This window comes from Singulisphaera chitinilytica, assembly GCF_049331405.1.
Taxonomy (GTDB): domain Bacteria; phylum Planctomycetota; class Planctomycetia; order Isosphaerales; family Isosphaeraceae; genus PoT.
The window spans coordinates 6,592,947-6,608,705 of sequence record NZ_CP186274.1; the positions used below are offsets into that span (position 1 = coordinate 6,592,947).

A 15,759-nucleotide genomic window follows, 5' to 3' on the forward strand; every position below is an offset into this window, starting at 1 on the left:
GCTTTACGTCAGGACCTTGACGATTCCGGCGATGATGGCGAGCGTCACCAGGGCCAGAAGGATCGGCCTCCAGGGCCGCAGCCGCAGGCTCTGAGCGACGATCGTCTTGAGGATCCTCGCGCCGTCGCGGAAGGCATTCAGCTTGCTCGTGGTCCCTGCAATTCGAGGGCGATAGGGGACGGGAAACTCGCGGGTCGGGAGCTTGAGCGCCACGGCCTCGCTGGCGAGTTCCGTCTCGATCTCGAACCCCTCGGAGCGGAGAGAGACGGCCGAGAGGAAGCGTCGGCTGAAGACGCGATAGCCCGAGAGTAGGTCGCCCGCGCTCTTGCCGATGAGGACGCGGAAGGCCCCGCGGATCAGGACGTTGCCGAGGCCTCGGAGTGCCGTCATGGCCCCCGCCTCCTCCGTCGGTCGACGCGCCCCGACCGCCATGTCGATCGAGCCGTCAAGGACGGCGGCGAGCATCGGCCCGATTTCATCGGCCGGATAGGTGCCGTCGCCATCGACCAGGATTACGGCGTCGCGGTCGACGAGCTCGGAGAAGATGGAACGGACCGCGTGCCCTTTCCCTTGCAGGGGGACCTCGACCACGCGTGCGCCGGCCTCCCTGGCGATGGAGCCGGTGCCGTCGCGCGAGTTGTTGTCGAAGACGACGACCTCGGCCTCGGGGAGGACCTCACGCCAGGACGCGACGACGGTGGCGATCGCCGCCGCCTCGTTGTAGCAAGGGATTGCCACGGAGACACGCGGTTTGGGGTCGGCGGCGAGGTCGGACAACGGCGTCGTTCTCGGTGGAAGAATGTTCGGGTCGAATGCGCCGCCCAATGGATTCGGGCCCCACAAGTCTATCCCACGCCCGGCCCGGCGACAAAGCGACGGCGATCTTCATCCCGGAACTGAGGGGCTCCGCCCGCGATAACGAACGAGGCACGGTTCCGGCGCTGGGCCGGAACCGTGCCTCGTCGTCGTGGGATCGTCGGGGCCTTTAGCGCGAGGCGCTCTTGGCCTCGTCGCCGCTGAACTCCAGGGGGCGTTCGGCCACCAAGGTGGTCACGATGGAGCTATTCGGACCGCCCGGGATGCGGACGAGCAGCTCGCTCTTGCCCTTCGGGACGTGGACGGTCACGGTCCGGGGCTCGCCCTCGCGGTGCGCCGGCAAGGACAGCTCGGACCCGCGGAACCAGGCCTTGATGTCGGCCTTGGAGTCGAAGACGACCCTGGCATCCTGCTCGGTGGCCGAATGGATCGGCACCCAGACGTAACCGGCCGCCTTGTCGTCGGCTCCGAGAATGTTGGCGAGGTCGGCCCGCCCCTCGGCATTCGCGTCGAGCCGACGCCAGGAGAGCTTCTGGCCGGAGGCCCCCGCGACGGTCGAGGTGATATCGACCCCCTTGCTCGTGTCGATCGCCGTCGAGCCGTTGGACTCGGTCACCGGGCCGATGGCCTGGTACTGACCGACGACGCTCACCGGCTGGCGGAGGGTCGTGAGGAAGGCGAGCAGGTCGACGATGTCCTGGTCGCTCATCGTCTCGGCGAGCCCTTCGGGCATGAGCGAGACATCGCTATTCGCCCGCTCCTCGATGTCGGCCGGCCGGACGGTGACGCGCTGGCCGTCGGCCGTCTTGAGGACGAGGCGATCCGGGGAGTCCTCGACGGGCAGGCCCGTGAAGACCTGGCCATCCTTCAGTCCCACGATCAGCGAGCGATAGTTGTAGCCGATCGCCGCGCTCGGATTCAGGATCGAGCGGAGCAGCTCATCCTTGCCGTACTTGGTGCCGATCGTGGAGAGGTCGGGGCCGATCCACTCCCCCTGCCCCTGGACCCGGTGACACGAGCCGCAACGGAGCTGGCTCGACGCCTCGGCCTGCTTGGGTCCGGCGGCGAAGAAGATCTCGCGGCCATGATCGGCGTTGCCGTCGCGGCGGATCAACTCGCCGAACGGAGGCAGAGGACGGCCCCCCTTCGTCTTCGGGAGCGGCAGGACCTGCGCCGCCTCGTCGCGGACCTTGCGGTCGGGGGTGGCGTTGAGGACCGACGTCGCCTCGGTCTTGAGGTCGGCCGGCAGGGTCCCGGCCTTGGCCAGGTCGAGGACCTTCTGGCCCCCTCCGCTCAATCGCGTGAGGGTCCGCAATGCCTCGCGACGGAGCCCGAGGGGCTGTTCGTCGGCCGTGATGAGGGCCAGCAGTCGGCCCCCCGACTCGCCCGTCCGCGGCAGGGTCCGGATCGCGGCCTCGGCGAGGCTATTGGAGTGGTTCTTCCCCTTGGTCTCGTCGATGAGCCGATTCAGAACGCCGGCCGAATCGCTCGATGGAATACGCCCCAGGGCCTCGACCGCGGCCACCCGGACCTCTTCGGGGGCCTTGGCGTCACCAATCCGATCCCGGAGCGCCTTGAGGAACCGGGGATCGCCCGTCGCCGCCGCGGCCTCGATGCCGGGGAGCTGTGTCTCGGGGTCGTTCAGGGCCTCGTCGATCGCGTCGACGACCTTGCGATTCCCCTTGGCACCCTGCCAGGCCCCATCGAGCTTGCGTGAGAGGAAGCTGAGGGCCTTCCGGCGTCGCGCCGGGTCCTGCCCCTTCGCGGCCCAGCCGGCGAGGACCTCGGCGGCTGCCGGCTCGCTGACCTGGGCGATGATGTCGTCGGCCGCCTGCTGGAGATCGGGCGTGCTGAGGTGAGGGGTCACCTTGGCAAGCCAGGGGAGCACCTCGGCGCGATGGATGCGCCAGGCCAGGCCCAGCGACTTGCTCAACGCCGAGGCGGGCATGTCGGGCGTCCCGACGACGATGTATGCCTCGTTGCGATCGACCGGGAAGTACGGCGGCAGGGCCACTTCTCGGCCCTCATCGACCTTCTCGAGGTCGCCGTACAGGGTCCCGTCGAAGAGTTCGGCCAGGAAGGCCGGCTCGCGAGTCTCGATCGCGAGGCCGAGGGCCTCGAGGTACCAGCGGTCGACGCCGTCCCACGACTTCGCCAGGGCCTTGAGGGCGCCGCCCACCTTGTCGGTGGGGATCATCCGCAGGGCCAGGATCAGCTCGCGGCGGACGCCGGCATCGGGGTCGGCCGCCATCGGGAGCAAGACCCCGAGATGAGCCAGGGCGGGAGCCGGATGCTTCGCCGTGGCGTCCTTGTATTCGACGTGTCCGTTCTCGCGGGCATCGCGCCCGAGGATGCGGACGGCCTGCTCACGGATGCGGGGATCTTCATGCTTGAGGGCGGCCTTCGCGGCCTCGTCCCCCTGGATGGCATGGATGACCCAGAGGGCCCGGGCCTTCTGGATCGGCTCTCCCGTCTCGTACATCACGCGAAGCTGGTCGAGGATGGTCGAGTTCGCGTCATGCGCCCGCTCGATGATAGCCCGACGCGCGGCGTCCTGCGTGGCGACGACCGGCGAAGACAGGCCCGCGATCAGGCCTCCGTCGCTGGCGAAGTCATGCTTGCCGGAGACGGGCTTCGCCCCCTTGGGGACGACCCGATAGATCCGACCGTTATCCTGGCCCGAGAAGGCGTGCCCGCCGACGCCCGCGTCGTACCAGTCGGCGACGAACACCGCGCCATCGGGTGCGGCGGTCATGTCGACGGGTCGGAACCAGGGGTCGTCGCTGGCCAGGAAGACCTTGTAGTCGGTCCGGAACGAGGCGCCATGCCGGGTGATCGGGAAGTGGTTGATCTGGCGGCTGCCGGCATCGGCCTCGAGCACGGCCCCCTGGTAGGCCTCGGGGAAGAGCTTGCCTTCGTAGACCATGATCCCGCAGGGGCTGCCGTTGCCGGTCCCGACGAGCTTGGGGACGTTGCCCGGGACCTCTTCGCCCCAGTGCCTCGGGCTGCCGGGCGTGCGATAGCCATAGTGGCCGCCGTCCATGATCCAGATGACCCGGCTGCCGCGGTTACCGTCGTCGTCGTTGTCGCTGGTGAAGACGTTGCCGAAGGCGTTCAGGCTCGTCTCGTAATTGTTGCGCTGGCGGTCGGCGAGGATCTCGAACTCGGTGCCGTCGCGGTTGACCCGCATCGTGTTCGCGAGCTGGTCGCTCCAGACGTGCCGGCCTCCCTTGTCGACGACGTCGAAGTTCTGCACCTTCTCGGAATGGTCGTGCTGGACCGAGCAGCAGCCGTCGCCGTGGGTGAAGTAGAGCTTGCCGTCGAGCCCGAGCGCGACGCCGTGGACGCCGTGGTCTGAGTCGACGCCGCCGAAGCCGGTCAGTAGCGGGTATCGCTTGTCCGCCTTGTCGTCGCCGTCGGTGTCCTCGAGCACGAGCAGGTCGGGGCTATTCCCCACGTAAACCTTGCACCCGACGTATTTGCCTTCTTTGTTGTATCGCTCCTCGACGGCGATCCCCATCGGGACGGGGAAGATGTGGTCGGCGAAGACCGTCATCTTGTCCGCCAAGCCGTCGTTGTTCGTGTCCTCGAGGATCTTGATGCGGTCGCCGACCACATCCCTGGGGAACCGCTTGTTCCCGCCCCGGCTGAGGCGATAGTTGAGCCCCTCGGTGATCCAGACGCGACCCCGGGAGTCGACATCCATCGTGGTCGGGTTCTGGACCATCGGCTCCGAGGCCCAGAGCGTGGCCTCGAGCCCCGCGGCCGGCTTGAGCTTGCGGGCCGACTCTTCGGGCTTGAGCTGAGCGTTCGCCGGCGGCGGGCTGGAGAGAAGCAGGCCGCCGAGGATGAGCGCCATCCCGGCGAGGCGAGGCCTCGGCTTGTCTGAGCGTTGCGACATGGGCGGGACCCTTCTGTCCATGGTCGTGGATCGTCGGAGGAAGGGGCAAGGCCGTCGGCCATGCCATCCTCGAGCCGGCGCGTCGTTCGCGCGAGGCCTGTTTGTCTCGTAATAGACGAGGCGATGGGTTGTATTGTGTCGCGAGGGTAACACCCCGTCCAGACGGTCGCGCCGCACCGAATCCACACCCTTCGATCCCGTTCGGCATCGCGGATGCTCCGAGAAAGTGGGGCGTGGGATTTGACTTGGGGCGAGGGCCCCTCATCGCCCCGGCCGGAATTCGGTAAGATGAGGTGGTTGGGATACGGCCATGAAGGTCCCAAGCGCGAGAAACCTGGACCTGCCCGGCGGGTTGGGTTGGAACGCCTGGAATTGTTGAGGAATTGGTGCGATGTCGACCTGGAAGACGATCTCCGCGCATCTGCTGACGGCGGCGGCCACGTTCATGCTCTTCCTCTCGCTCTTCGGCGCGAGACTTGGCCTGCTGCGCCAACCTCCGCTGGCCCAACTCCCCCGCCCGGGCCGCCCCCAGGCTGCGGCCCCGACCCAGGGGGATTACAAACTCCCCGCGGTGGCCCCTCCCACGCTCTCGGCGGAGCTGACCAAGGGATTGGACGTCGAGGAACAGATCAACGTCCACGTCTATGCGGCTGTGAACAGGAGTGTCGTCAATATCACGACGGCCTCTCAGGCGAGCGGGTTCTACGGTGAGGAGACCAGCAGCGGCACGGGCTCCGGCTTCGTGATCGACCGCCAGGGGCATATCCTGACCAACTACCACGTCGTCGAAGATGCCGAATCGGTCCAGGTGACCCTCTTCGACGGCACCACGCACGAGGCTCGCGTCGTCGGGCATGACGCCTCGAATGACGTGGCCATCGTCCAGGTCAAGTCCCCGGCCGAACTCCTCTTCCCCGTCGCCCTTGGCGATTCCTCTCGCCTCCTGGTCGGGCAGAAGATCCTGGCTTTGGGAAACCCGTTCGGCCTCGAGCGAACGCTCACGACCGGGATCGTCAGCAGCCTCGATCGCTCCTTGCGAGCCAAGAACGGCCGGATGATCAAGGGGATCATCCAGACCGACGCGGCGATCAACCCCGGCAACTCGGGCGGGCCGCTGCTGAACTCTCGCGGCGAGGTGATCGGCATGAACACCGCCATCATCAGCCAGGTGGGGCAGTCGGCGGGCATCAGCTTCGCCGTGCCGATCAGCGCGATCAAGCGGATCATCAAGCCCCTGATCGAGCATGGCCGCGTCATCCGCGCCGACCTGGGGATCACACGAGTCTTCAGCACCAACGACGGCCTGGTCGTGCTCGGCGTGTCGGAGAACGGACCGGCCGAGCAGGCGGGCGTCCAGCCGATCCAGATGAAGATTGTGCGATGGGGATCGGCCTTCGTGAGGCGCCTCGACCCCGAGTCGGCCGACATCATCGTTGCAGTCGACGGCAAGCGCGTCCACAACGTCGACGAACTCCTGACCGAGGTCGAGTCGCACGCCCCCGGCGAGGTTGTGAAGCTCAACGTCGTCCGCAACGGCCGCAAGGTCGACATCCCGGTCAAGCTTGGGCAGTCCTGATCGCCGTCGGTCAATGGCTCCGCGAGAGTGTCTCGAGCCTCGGCTCGGCATCGAACGGAGCCCCGACCGGCTCGACCAGGCTATTGTCGTGGACCAGGACGCCACGCTCGCCGACGAAGAAGCACTGGCCGCTGGCGACCTCGAGGTTGAAGACCGGCTGGACCGGCTCGTTCCCGATCGACGTGACCTCGGCGATCCCGTCCAGGGCGCGGAGTTGGTCGCCGGGCTTGAGGTCGCGAGCCATCACCCACCCCGCGCCGGCCTTCCAGAAGCGGTGGATCGGCGTCGAGACGATGGATTCATCCCCCGCCTTGACGTTCAGCGTGGGGCTCGGCTTGTTGTGATAGACGGCCAGGACCGCCTGGTAGCTGAGGGCGCCCGTCTGCGTGTCCTGGGTCAGCAGCTGATCGCCCACGCGGATTTTCTCGATCGGGCGCAGGCCCTCGAGCGTGAGGACCGGGGTGCCGGCCTTGAAACAGTTGTGGCCGATGCCCGTCGAAGTGGTGACTGTCGTGGTAGGGTTGCCGGCCTGCTGGGCCTGGGCGGGCGGCGCGAGCACCCCCTGGGGTACGTAGGCGAGCGGGACGTCTTCCACGAATGTCGGCCTGTCTTGCGGCGTGTCGTTATAAGCATAACCTTGCTGGTCGACCCACCACTTCATCCAGCCCTTCTGATCCGGGCCGAGATCCTGCCCGGTGACTTCTCCCAAAACTCGCAAGACACGCTCGTTTGATTGCTTTGCAAAGGCGTTATAGTCGTCGATCTGCCTCGCATCGTCGATGAGTTGCTGGGATGCTGCCATCGCCGACATCTGGTACTGAAGATAGATCTGACCGATCGGTATCTGGATCGTGTGCTCGATCGGGGTACGCGTGGTCTCGGTCGTGGTCGTCGTCCGGGTCCATCGGAAGCGAGCCAGGGCGTTGGTGCCGTATGGGCCGAGGTCCTGGCTTTGGGATGTGGTCTTGATTCGGACATCCTCGGTGATCCCGAGGAACCTCGAGACGACCGGCAGGCCCCAGGCGTCGAACGTCACCGGCTCGCCCGGATAGAGGCGGAAATCGGGGAGCGGCGGAGGAGAATAGAGTCGTTGGACGTTGAATTGCTTCCCTTCGACGAAGAGCGCCCCGGGTGAGCCGGGTCCGCCCACCGGCCGGACCTCATACTTGATCGGATCCCGGATCATCGAGATCAGGAGCGAGACGAATTCTCGGGGGTCGCGTCGTTTCAGGGTCTCGGTCGCCGTGCGCCGGACCTCGGGGTCGTCGTTGAACACGGCGAGCATCGCCAGGGCCCGTGACGAGGACGGCGAGTCGATCTGGCCGAACAATCGCACGGCGATCTTCTGTTGCGCCGGCTTCCCCTCGGCGAAGATCGACCAGATCGAGCTTACCGCGCGAGGGTCTTCGACCTCGGCGAGTGCGGCCTCGGCCTCCGCTCGTTTATCCTTCTGGCTCAGCCATTGGCTCCACTTCTGCAACAAGGGACGCCAGGACTTCTCGGCCTGCTTGCGGGCCTCGACCTCGGCCTTCTCCTCGGCGATCTGCTCTACGGTCATCCAGCGGCCGTTGTGCTTCTTGCAGCCGAGACGCTTCCAGGCGGCCTCGCGGCCTGGATCGAGCCGGACGACCGAGGTGTAATGCGCCATGGCCTCGGGTTTCAGCCCGCGCTCGTCGCACCAGATGGCCAGTCGCCAGTGGGCCTCGGCCGTGTTGGGGAGTCGCGTACGTCGGACGTTGTACTCGGCAGACGCCGCCGCTCGCTGCTCGTCCTTCCGGAGTTGGTCAGTGAGGAGGTCGGGGCGCTGCCAGCGGCCGTCGAAGTTCACCAGCCCCATCAGGCCTCGGGCCGTGGCGTGCGAGGGGTTTCTGAGCACGGCGAGGGCCAGATGCTTGAGCCGCTCGGCGGGTAGGCAGTGGGCCTCGCACCAGAGGGCGAGCTTGACGTGGGCGTCGGGGTCGCCGCCGACGTTCTTCCCTGCCGCCTCGTACTCCGCAAGGATCCGGGCCTGATCCGCCCGGGCCTGCGGGCCTGCGGCCGTCTCCGAGAGAAGCCCCGTGCAGGCGAGGAGGATGAGAGGATACATCGCCGGACTCCCAGGGAGAGGAGGAGGCCGTTGTCCAATCGCAACGGCCGAGCGTCCAGGATCGGCAGGTGATGAGCCGACCCCTTCGTTGTCGAAATTCATTGTACGGAGGCCGGCCACGATTCGACGTGAGCCCTACTCACGATCCACCCCGGCCGGTTCGAGTACCCTCGAAAATGGCCCGGCGGGATGTCGCTCGCGGAGGAAGGTCGCCTTGGCGGTCAACGTCTTCAACCAATCGGCCCGATTCGCCGTCCAGCCCGACCCAACCGGGTTCTTCCGCTGGCTCTTCCCGGGCCTGGAACCGACCCTGTCGTTCCAGGGCTGGCTCGATACCCGGACCCTCCCCTTCCCGGGCGAACCCGACCGCATCTGCGACACTGTGGCCCACCTCGCCGTCGACCCGGCCAAAGGACCCTCCTGGGCGGTTGTCACCGAATTCCAGACGGATCCAGAGCCGGATATGCTCGACCGGCTGCTCGAGTATCTGGCCCGGCTTCGTCGAGGGCTTCGCCAGGGGACGGAGCGTCGAGATCCGTTCGTCGTGGTCGCCGCCCTGGTGAGCCTGAGGGGCGGTCCCCAACCGGGGACGCTCGAGATGGCATTGCCGAACCTCGCTGTCCCTTCCCTCGCCTTCTCCGCGGCGGTGCGTACCTTACGCGAGGATGATGCCGCGGCGACGCTCGACGGGATCGCCGCCGGCTTGATCTCGCGCTCGATCCTCTCATGGATAACGCTGATGCGAGGGGCCGACGATCGAGGTATCATTCAACGTTGGAAAGAGCTTGCCGACGCCGAGCCCGATCCCAGGAATCAAGCGTGTTACGCCACCGTGGCACTCGTCTTCGCCGAACTCAACGACCGTGCCGATCTCTGGCGGACCGAATTGGAGGGATGGAACATGCGCGAATCGACCCTCGTAAATGAGTGGAAATCCGAGGCCAAGCTCGAAGGCCGGCTTGAGGGGAAACGTGAAGGGAAGTTAGAAGGTGAGCGAGAGGCTTTGCTCCGCGTCCTCAGCCTCAAGTATCCCGGGGCGGTCCCCGCAGAGATTACTGCGGCCATCGCTGCCATCGATGACCTTAGCGATTTCGCGGTCTGGTTCGATAAGGTCATCCGGTCGAGCACGCTCGAAGAGGTTCTCGCCTGGGTCTCGTCATCAAAGCCGAATTCTCGCCCTCGATGAATTCTCGCCAAAAGGACGTGAGCCGCCCGAGTGCCTGGGGTTGGCTCACGCTTTTCCTCCTCGCCGTGGTTCAAGCCGCATACGCCGAGGCTCCGCCGAAACCTTCGATCGTCTTCGAGGAATGCGCCGAGGCCCGCGGCGTCCTGTTCCGATTCGATGCCGGCTCGCGTGGGAAGCATGACCTGCCCGAGGTGATGGGGGGCGGGGTCGCCTGGATCGATGGCGACGGTGATGGCTGGCTCGACCTCTACCTCTGCAACGGCGGGCCCATCCTCGCCGATCCCGCCAGGCACGATACGCCGTGCCGTTACTTCCGCAACGACGGCCGCGGCCACTTTATCGACGAGACCGAGAAAGCCCATGCCCCGGGGCCTGGTTACGCGATGGGAGCCGCCGTCGGGGATTACGATGGCGACGGCCGGGACGACCTCTTCGTCACAGGCTGGCGCGATCAAAGGCTCTACCGCAACGAGGGCCGCGGCGTCTTCCGGGATGTCACCGAACGGGCGGGGCTGAACTCCAAAGCGTGGAGCACCTCCGCCGCCTTTGCCGACCTCGATGGCGACGGCGACCTGGATTTGTACGTCGCCAACTACCTCGACTTCGACCCGAATAAGACCCCCTATTGCGCGGCCCCCGATGGGAAGCGAGACTACTGCGGCCCCGAGGAATTCTCGGCCCAGCCGGATCGCCTCTACCGCAACAACGGGGATGGCACCTTCACTGATGTCGCTGAAGTGGCCGGGGTCATAGACCGCGATGGCCGGGGCCTCGGCGTCCTGATCGCCGACCTCGTGGGCGATCGAGGCCTCGACATCTTCGTGGCCAATGACGGGACGAACTGCTACCTGTTCGAGAACAAGGGTGGGCTGCGATTCGAGGAAGTTGGACTGCGGGCCGGGGTCGCATTCGACGGCCAGGGCCAGGCGTTGGCCGCGATGGGAGTGACGTTGGGCGACATCGACGCCGATGGCCATTCGGATCTCATCGTCAGCAACTTCCTTGGCCGCTCGACGATCGCCTTTCGATCACTGGGGGATGGCCGCTATGCGGATGCCTCGGCCGAATGGGGGCTGCCGCGAGCGACCCGGGATGTGCTCGGCTTCGGTCTGGCGCTGGAAGACTTCGACGGCGACGGCCGCCTCGATCTCGTCCAGGCCAATGGCCACGTGGTCGATCGAGCCAGGCTGGGAGTCCCGTTCGCGATGCGGCCTTCGCTGCTGCGAAATGACGGAAACAAACTCGTCGACGTCGGCACGACAACCAGCCCCTGGTTCCAGAGCCCTATCCTGGCCCGGGGCGTGGCCGTGGCGGACTTCGATCACGACGGTCGGCCCGATGTCGCGGTGAATGTCCTCGACGGCCCTGCTGCGATCCTGCGCAACACGTCGTCGAGTGGGAACTGGCTCTCGCTTGATCTCATCGGAAAGCCAGGCTCCAACCCGGTCGGTATCCGAGTGCAGGCGACCATTGGTCGGCGAACCTTCGTGCGTCAGGTCGTCGGCGGCGGTAGCTATCTCTCGGCCTCGGATCGTCGAATCCACCTCGGGATTGGCTCCGCGACGCAGGTTGAGGAAATGAAAATCTCCTGGCCGTCGGGTCGGACGGAAGTCTGGAAGGGCCTGGAGAGCGGCCGGCCGCATCGCCTCGTGGAGGGCAAAGGCCTGACGCCCCGCTGAGATCACGCCATCGACGAATTTCGACGCGACGACACCATGCGAACATGCGTCGGTCGGGTTATACTGGTCCGAGAACATGGGCAACGTCAGAGCGGGCTCTCGCCTCGCGAAGTCGAAGTCAAACGGATATTCAGAGACGCGGAGGTCAATCGCTCGTGTCCACGCATGTCGAACCGAGGCCTCAGCCGTCTCCAACGGGCTCTCACAAACGCTCCGGTCTCTGGATCCCGCTCCTGATCGCCGCGATCGTGGCGGCGGGCTTCTACTGGCGGAATCGAGCCTCGAGCCCCTCCGCTGAAACGAACGCGAGCCCTTCGGCGACCGAGGCGAACTCGGCTCCGGACGCCGTGCGCGTCGAGGTCGTCACCCCGCAGCGAGGCGGCCTGACGCGGACCTCGACCCAGATCGGCTCGGTCCACGCGTTCGAGCACGCCGACCTCTACGCCAAGGTGAGCGGGTATCTCAAGACGCAGGAAGTCGACATCGGCAGCCGGGTCAAGAAGGGCCAGGTCCTCGCCACCATCGACGATCCCGAAGTGGTCAAGGACGCCGACCGTGCCGCGGCGGCACTCGAGCAGGCCAAGACCGTCGTCATGCAGGCCCAGGCCCGGATCGAGACGGCGCAGGCGGATGAGCAGGCCGAAATCGCCGCGGTCTCCAAGGCGGAGGCCGACGTCGCCGGGTTTGTCGCCAAGCGGAAGTATCGCCAGAAGGAGCTGACCCGCTATCGCGAGCTCCTCACGCGGCAGGCCGTGCCCCAGCAGATCGTCGACGAGTATGAGGACAACTACGACTCGGCCCTCGCCGACGAGCGATCCGCCGAGGCTGCGGTCGCGTCGGCCAAGGCCCAGTTGAACGCCGCCCGCGCCAGGATCGATCAGGCGAAGGCGGACCTCGCCCAGTCTAAGGCCAGCGTCGACGTCAACACCGAGACCCTCGCCAGGGACCGGGTCCTCGTCGACTACACCAGCATCAAGTCCCCATATGACGGCGTCGTGACCGACCGCGTCTATCACATCGGGGCCTTCATCCGATCCGCGGCCGAGGGGGGTACCGACCAGCCCCTCTTGAAGGTCGCCCGGACCGACAAGATGCGCGTGGTGACCTACGTGCCCGACCGGGATGTCCCCTTCACCGACGTCGGCGATAAGGCGATCATCACCCTCGACGCCCTGCCCGATCAGAAGTTCGAGGGCACCGTCTCGCGGTTCTCCTACACGGAAGTCTCGGAGAGCCGCACGATGCGCACCGAGGTGGACCTCGAGAATCCCAAGGGGACCCTCCGCGAGGGGATGTACGGCATCGCCACCATCATCCTCGAGCAGGATACGTCGAGCCTGACGATTCCCACCGGTGCCCTGACCACCAAGTCCATCGGCGGGACGGCGACCGTCTTCGTGGTGCGGGACGGACGAGCCAAGGAAGTCCCCGTCACGACCGGGACTGACAGTGGTATCCGCGTCGAGATCCTCAAGGGACTCAAGGTCGAGGACCAGGTGATCACGTCTCGATCCGGCGTCGCCGATGGGGTTGCCGTGACGATCGGCACATCCAAAGCCGGGTGATCGTCGGGGTCGAGTTGCATGCAGACATTCGAAGGGGATCGCGCCTGGCGCGATCCCTTCGCGTTTTCTCGACGGTTACTTGAGCGTCGAGCCGGATGCGGCGTAACTGAGCCAGTAGATCGGATAGGCCATGATGGTCTGCTGGCCATACCCGTCGATCGCCATGAACTGGTAGCTGTTGATGCCTCGGGTGAGCGAGACGTTGACGGAGAAGTTGCCATGGGCATCGGCCGGGAGGGCGGCACCGGTGAAGGTGTAAGTGCCCTCCGTGCCGTCCATAAAGACCATCGCCCCGGGCGTGGTGTGGCCCAGGATCGTCACGTCCTTGAACCGGGTCTTGCCGCCCGAATTCTTGGGGGTCGAGCCCCTGGCGGCGTCCTGGGGGGCGAGCGCGAAGGTGATCGTCAGGGGGATCTTCGGAGTCGGCAGCTGGAGGTTGCGCAGTAGGAGTTGCGCATCGCCGATGCCGACCTGGCCGTTGTGGTTGGCGTCGGCCGCGGGGTTGTAATTCGCGTCCTTGGTCGTGCTGTTGTAGGCCTTCGCGAAGGCCACCTCATCGGCGAGCGTGACCTGGCCGTCGCCGTTCACGTCGCCGGGGAGCGTGGCACCGACCTGGAACGAGCCGGTCGAATCGTCTTGCCCCGTGACTCCCGTCGTGACGGTGCCGGGGTTCCCGGCCCTGATGAAGACGGCCGCCGCCTCGTGACGGCCTGGCACGAATGGGGCGCCTCGGCGGATGGCGAGCGCCCTGCCGTTGGTCCCCGTCGCCCCAGTCACCGCCGGCTTCAGGCTGCTTTCCTCGCCGGGCGACACGAGCTCCGAGAGGATCGCCGAGCGTCGGCCGCTGAGATTACGCTCGCTCAGGGGGACCGAGGCGTGCGCGATCGCCCGGGGGCTTTGCACCACGCCGGTCGCCACGGCCAGGGTATTGGCCGGCACAGCCGCGCTCGGCACGATTCGGACCTCGAAGACGTCGAAGGTCGGTTTGTATCGCATCTTCAACGAGGACACGTGAGGATCTCCTGAAGTCGGGTGCCTCGGCCTTCGCCGGGCCTGGGCCGTGTCGAGCCAGCGTCATCACCGATGGGCACGCTCAAGGCACGGGAGGAAGCGAAACCTGGATCGGGTTCGGCGGCGGCCCGGGCACCCCGGCGGGGATGGCGGGGTTCGCCATGCCAGGCGGCAGGGGTAACGGTGGATAGGCGATGGGCGCCGGGGGCAGCGGGTCGGTGGCGGGACGCTCCAGAGGCGGGGGAGAGCCGAGCGACACGAAGAGCTGCAACTGGGCGCGATTATAGTCGAGGATCGCGGCAAGGTGGTCCTGCCGAGCCTGCGAGAGCAACTCGAGGCTATTCGTCAGCTCGATCGGCCGCCCCACCGTGTTCTTGAGCCGGTCCAGGTCTTCCTTGAAGCCCTGGGTCGCCGTGTCGAGCTGGCGGGCCGTCGCCACGACCCGACCTTGAGCCGCCCCGGCCCTCGCGAGCGAGGCCGCGACCTCGCGACGGATCGTGGTGATCGTCCGCGAACGATCCCCCATCGCCTGGCCGACCTGCGCTCGCTGCCGGCGCTGGATCGCGAGATTGCCCAGGCCCAGGTTCTGCAAGGTCCAATAGGCCATGACGTCGATGTCGGTACGTCCGCCGACATTGCCCACCAACGGCGGCGCGATGTTGCTGCCGCCGCCGAAGGCACCGCCGCTGACGCCGAGCCATAGCGTCGGCAGCCAGGGGCGGGCGAGCTCCTTCTTTAGCCGGGCCTCGGCCGTCTCGATCGCGGCGGTCCGGGCACCGATCTCGGGGCGACGAACCATCGCGGTCTGGATCAGGCCTTCCACCGGGCTTCGCGGGTCGATCAGCTCGATGGGGGCGATCCCGGGCACCTGTGGATGGACCCGCACGACCGGGTCGAGGTGCAGCCTTCGCGAGAGCCGGGCCGACGCGACGGCCGCGTCTTCCTCGGCCCGTTCGACCTGCCTCCTCACGAGCTGGTGCAAGGTCGCCGCACGATTGGCGTCGGAGCGGAACCCTTGCCCCGTGATGGCGTACGACTGGGTCAGCTTGGCCGCCTTGAGGATGTCGGCTTCGGTCTCTCGCCTGAGCATCAACGAGGTCTCGGCCGCGGCCAGCTCGTAATAGGCCGTGGCGGCGTCGAGCAGGACGGAGTTCGCCGTCGCGATGGCCTCGAACTCGCTGCGCTTCACGTTCTGCTTGGCCGCGAGCGGCTCGAACAGGGCATCGGTGAGGGGCGTCGAGATGTTCAGGCCAGGAACCGCCACGGTCGTCTGGCCGACGGCGAAAGCACCGCCGCCCATATAGATCGACTGGTTCGAGACGCTGTAGATCTGACCCGTCGACCGCTGATAGACGCCGGTGTGGCCGTGGTATGTCACCCCCGCGTTCACGTTGGGGACGAGGAGCACTCGGGCAGATTGCTGGAGCCCCAACGCCTCGACGATCCGCTGGCGGGCCTCGGCGATTTGCGGGTTCTCGACCTCGGCCAGTCGGAGCGCCGTGGTGAGGTCGATCGGATAGTCGGAGGCCGCGGGGGGTACGACGGGCGCGTTCGACGTCTCGAGCAACTCCACGGGCTTGGTGGCGTTCGGCTCGACGGCGATCTCACCGGGCTTCGAGCCGGGAGTTGCCGATGGATCGGGGCCCGGCTGGAGGTTGGTACGGGTCCGCTCGACGCCGGGATCCCTGGCGGTCTCGGTGCCGGGCGTCGTCGGGGCCGTGACCATTCGGGGAAGCTCGGGGGGCGCCGTCACGCTCGTCGTTGAGGCGTTCGCCTGGATCTGGTCGGTCGGCGGGATGACGCCGGCGTACTGATGGGCCGAGTGCTGGGTCGCGCATCCCGCCAGGTCTGTCGCGAGCAGGGCCATGATCGCCCAGCTCCGCCAGCGCCGCGGCGGGCAGCCGCTTCGAATTCGAGGGAGCCTCGGGGATGTCATCCT

At 66.8% G+C, this 15,759-nt stretch carries 9 protein-coding genes; 4 read left to right on the plus strand and 5 right to left on the minus strand.

Going from position 1 to position 15,759, the window contains the following annotated elements; genetic code table 11:
• Positions 1 to 3: 3 nt before the first annotated feature.
• On the minus strand, positions 4 to 777 hold the full coding sequence (locus tag ACOYYX_RS26030; RefSeq protein ID WP_422925115.1) for a glycosyltransferase: 774 nt from the start codon (positions 775 to 777) through the stop codon (positions 4 to 6).
• A 208-nt stretch (positions 778 to 985) separates the two neighbouring features.
• The gene (locus ACOYYX_RS26035) at positions 986 to 4,717 is read right to left on the minus strand and encodes a PVC-type heme-binding CxxCH protein (protein WP_422925117.1); all 3,732 of its coding nucleotides are present in this window, start codon (positions 4,715 to 4,717) and stop codon (positions 986 to 988) included.
• 391 nt (positions 4,718 to 5,108) lie between these two features.
• Here ACOYYX_RS26035 and ACOYYX_RS26040 point away from each other — a divergent pair, with 391 nt between their 5' ends.
• Complete coding sequence (locus tag ACOYYX_RS26040; RefSeq protein WP_422925119.1) at positions 5,109 to 6,293, plus strand: S1C family serine protease; 1,185 nt, start codon at positions 5,109 to 5,111, stop codon at positions 6,291 to 6,293.
• 10 nt (positions 6,294 to 6,303) lie between these two features.
• Here the strand turns inward: ACOYYX_RS26040 and ACOYYX_RS26045 are convergent, their stop codons facing one another.
• Positions 6,304 to 8,379, minus strand: coding sequence for a polymorphic toxin-type HINT domain-containing protein (locus ACOYYX_RS26045; RefSeq protein WP_422925121.1), 2,076 nt, complete (start codon positions 8,377 to 8,379; stop codon positions 6,304 to 6,306).
• 214 nt (positions 8,380 to 8,593) lie between these two features.
• Between ACOYYX_RS26045 and ACOYYX_RS26050 the strand changes: the two genes are divergently transcribed.
• The 3 genes from ACOYYX_RS26050 to ACOYYX_RS26060 all read left to right on the plus strand — a co-directional run bounded on the left by ACOYYX_RS26050 (position 8,594) and on the right by ACOYYX_RS26060 (position 12,809).
• Positions 8,594 to 9,565, plus strand: coding sequence for a hypothetical protein (locus ACOYYX_RS26050; protein WP_422925123.1), 972 nt, complete (start codon positions 8,594 to 8,596; stop codon positions 9,563 to 9,565).
• A complete protein-coding gene (locus ACOYYX_RS26055; RefSeq protein ID WP_422925124.1) occupies positions 9,562 to 11,244 on the plus strand; it encodes a CRTAC1 family protein in 1,683 nt (560 codons plus the stop codon). Before ACOYYX_RS26050 ends, ACOYYX_RS26055 begins: the two co-directional genes overlap by 4 nt.
• Positions 11,245 to 11,399: 155 nt before the next feature.
• Positions 11,400 to 12,809, plus strand: coding sequence for an efflux RND transporter periplasmic adaptor subunit (locus ACOYYX_RS26060; protein WP_422925126.1), 1,410 nt, complete (start codon positions 11,400 to 11,402; stop codon positions 12,807 to 12,809).
• A 75-nt stretch (positions 12,810 to 12,884) separates the two neighbouring features.
• On the opposite strand, the gene ACOYYX_RS26065 is transcribed toward ACOYYX_RS26060, so the two are convergent.
• Together ACOYYX_RS26065 and ACOYYX_RS26070 are read right to left on the minus strand one after the other, a co-directional pair.
• Positions 12,885 to 13,820 carry a dockerin type I repeat-containing protein gene (locus tag ACOYYX_RS26065; RefSeq protein ID WP_422925127.1) on the minus strand — a complete coding sequence of 312 codons (936 nt, stop codon included), beginning with the start codon at positions 13,818 to 13,820 and terminating at the stop codon, positions 12,885 to 12,887.
• A gap of 82 nt (positions 13,821 to 13,902) precedes the next feature.
• The gene (locus tag ACOYYX_RS26070; protein ID WP_422925128.1) at positions 13,903 to 15,756 is read right to left on the minus strand and encodes a TolC family protein; all 1,854 of its coding nucleotides are present in this window, start codon (positions 15,754 to 15,756) and stop codon (positions 13,903 to 13,905) included.
• Positions 15,757 to 15,759 lie beyond the last annotated feature (3 nt).

Excerpts from the sequence above, each read along its gene's own strand:
- ACOYYX_RS26035 (WP_422925117.1), bottom strand. The coding sequence starts at position 4,717 with ATGTCGCAACGCTCAGACAAGCCGAGGCCTCGCCTCGCCGGGATGGCG.
- ACOYYX_RS26040 (WP_422925119.1), top strand. The coding sequence starts at position 5,109 with ATGTCGACCTGGAAGACGATCTCCGCGCATCTGCTGACGGCGGCGGCC.
- ACOYYX_RS26045 (WP_422925121.1), bottom strand. The coding sequence starts at position 8,379 with ATGTATCCTCTCATCCTCCTCGCCTGCACGGGGCTTCTCTCGGAGACG.
- ACOYYX_RS26055 (WP_422925124.1), top strand. The coding sequence starts at position 9,562 with ATGAATTCTCGCCAAAAGGACGTGAGCCGCCCGAGTGCCTGGGGTTGG.
- ACOYYX_RS26070 (WP_422925128.1), bottom strand. The coding sequence starts at position 15,756 with ATGACATCCCCGAGGCTCCCTCGAATTCGAAGCGGCTGCCCGCCGCGG.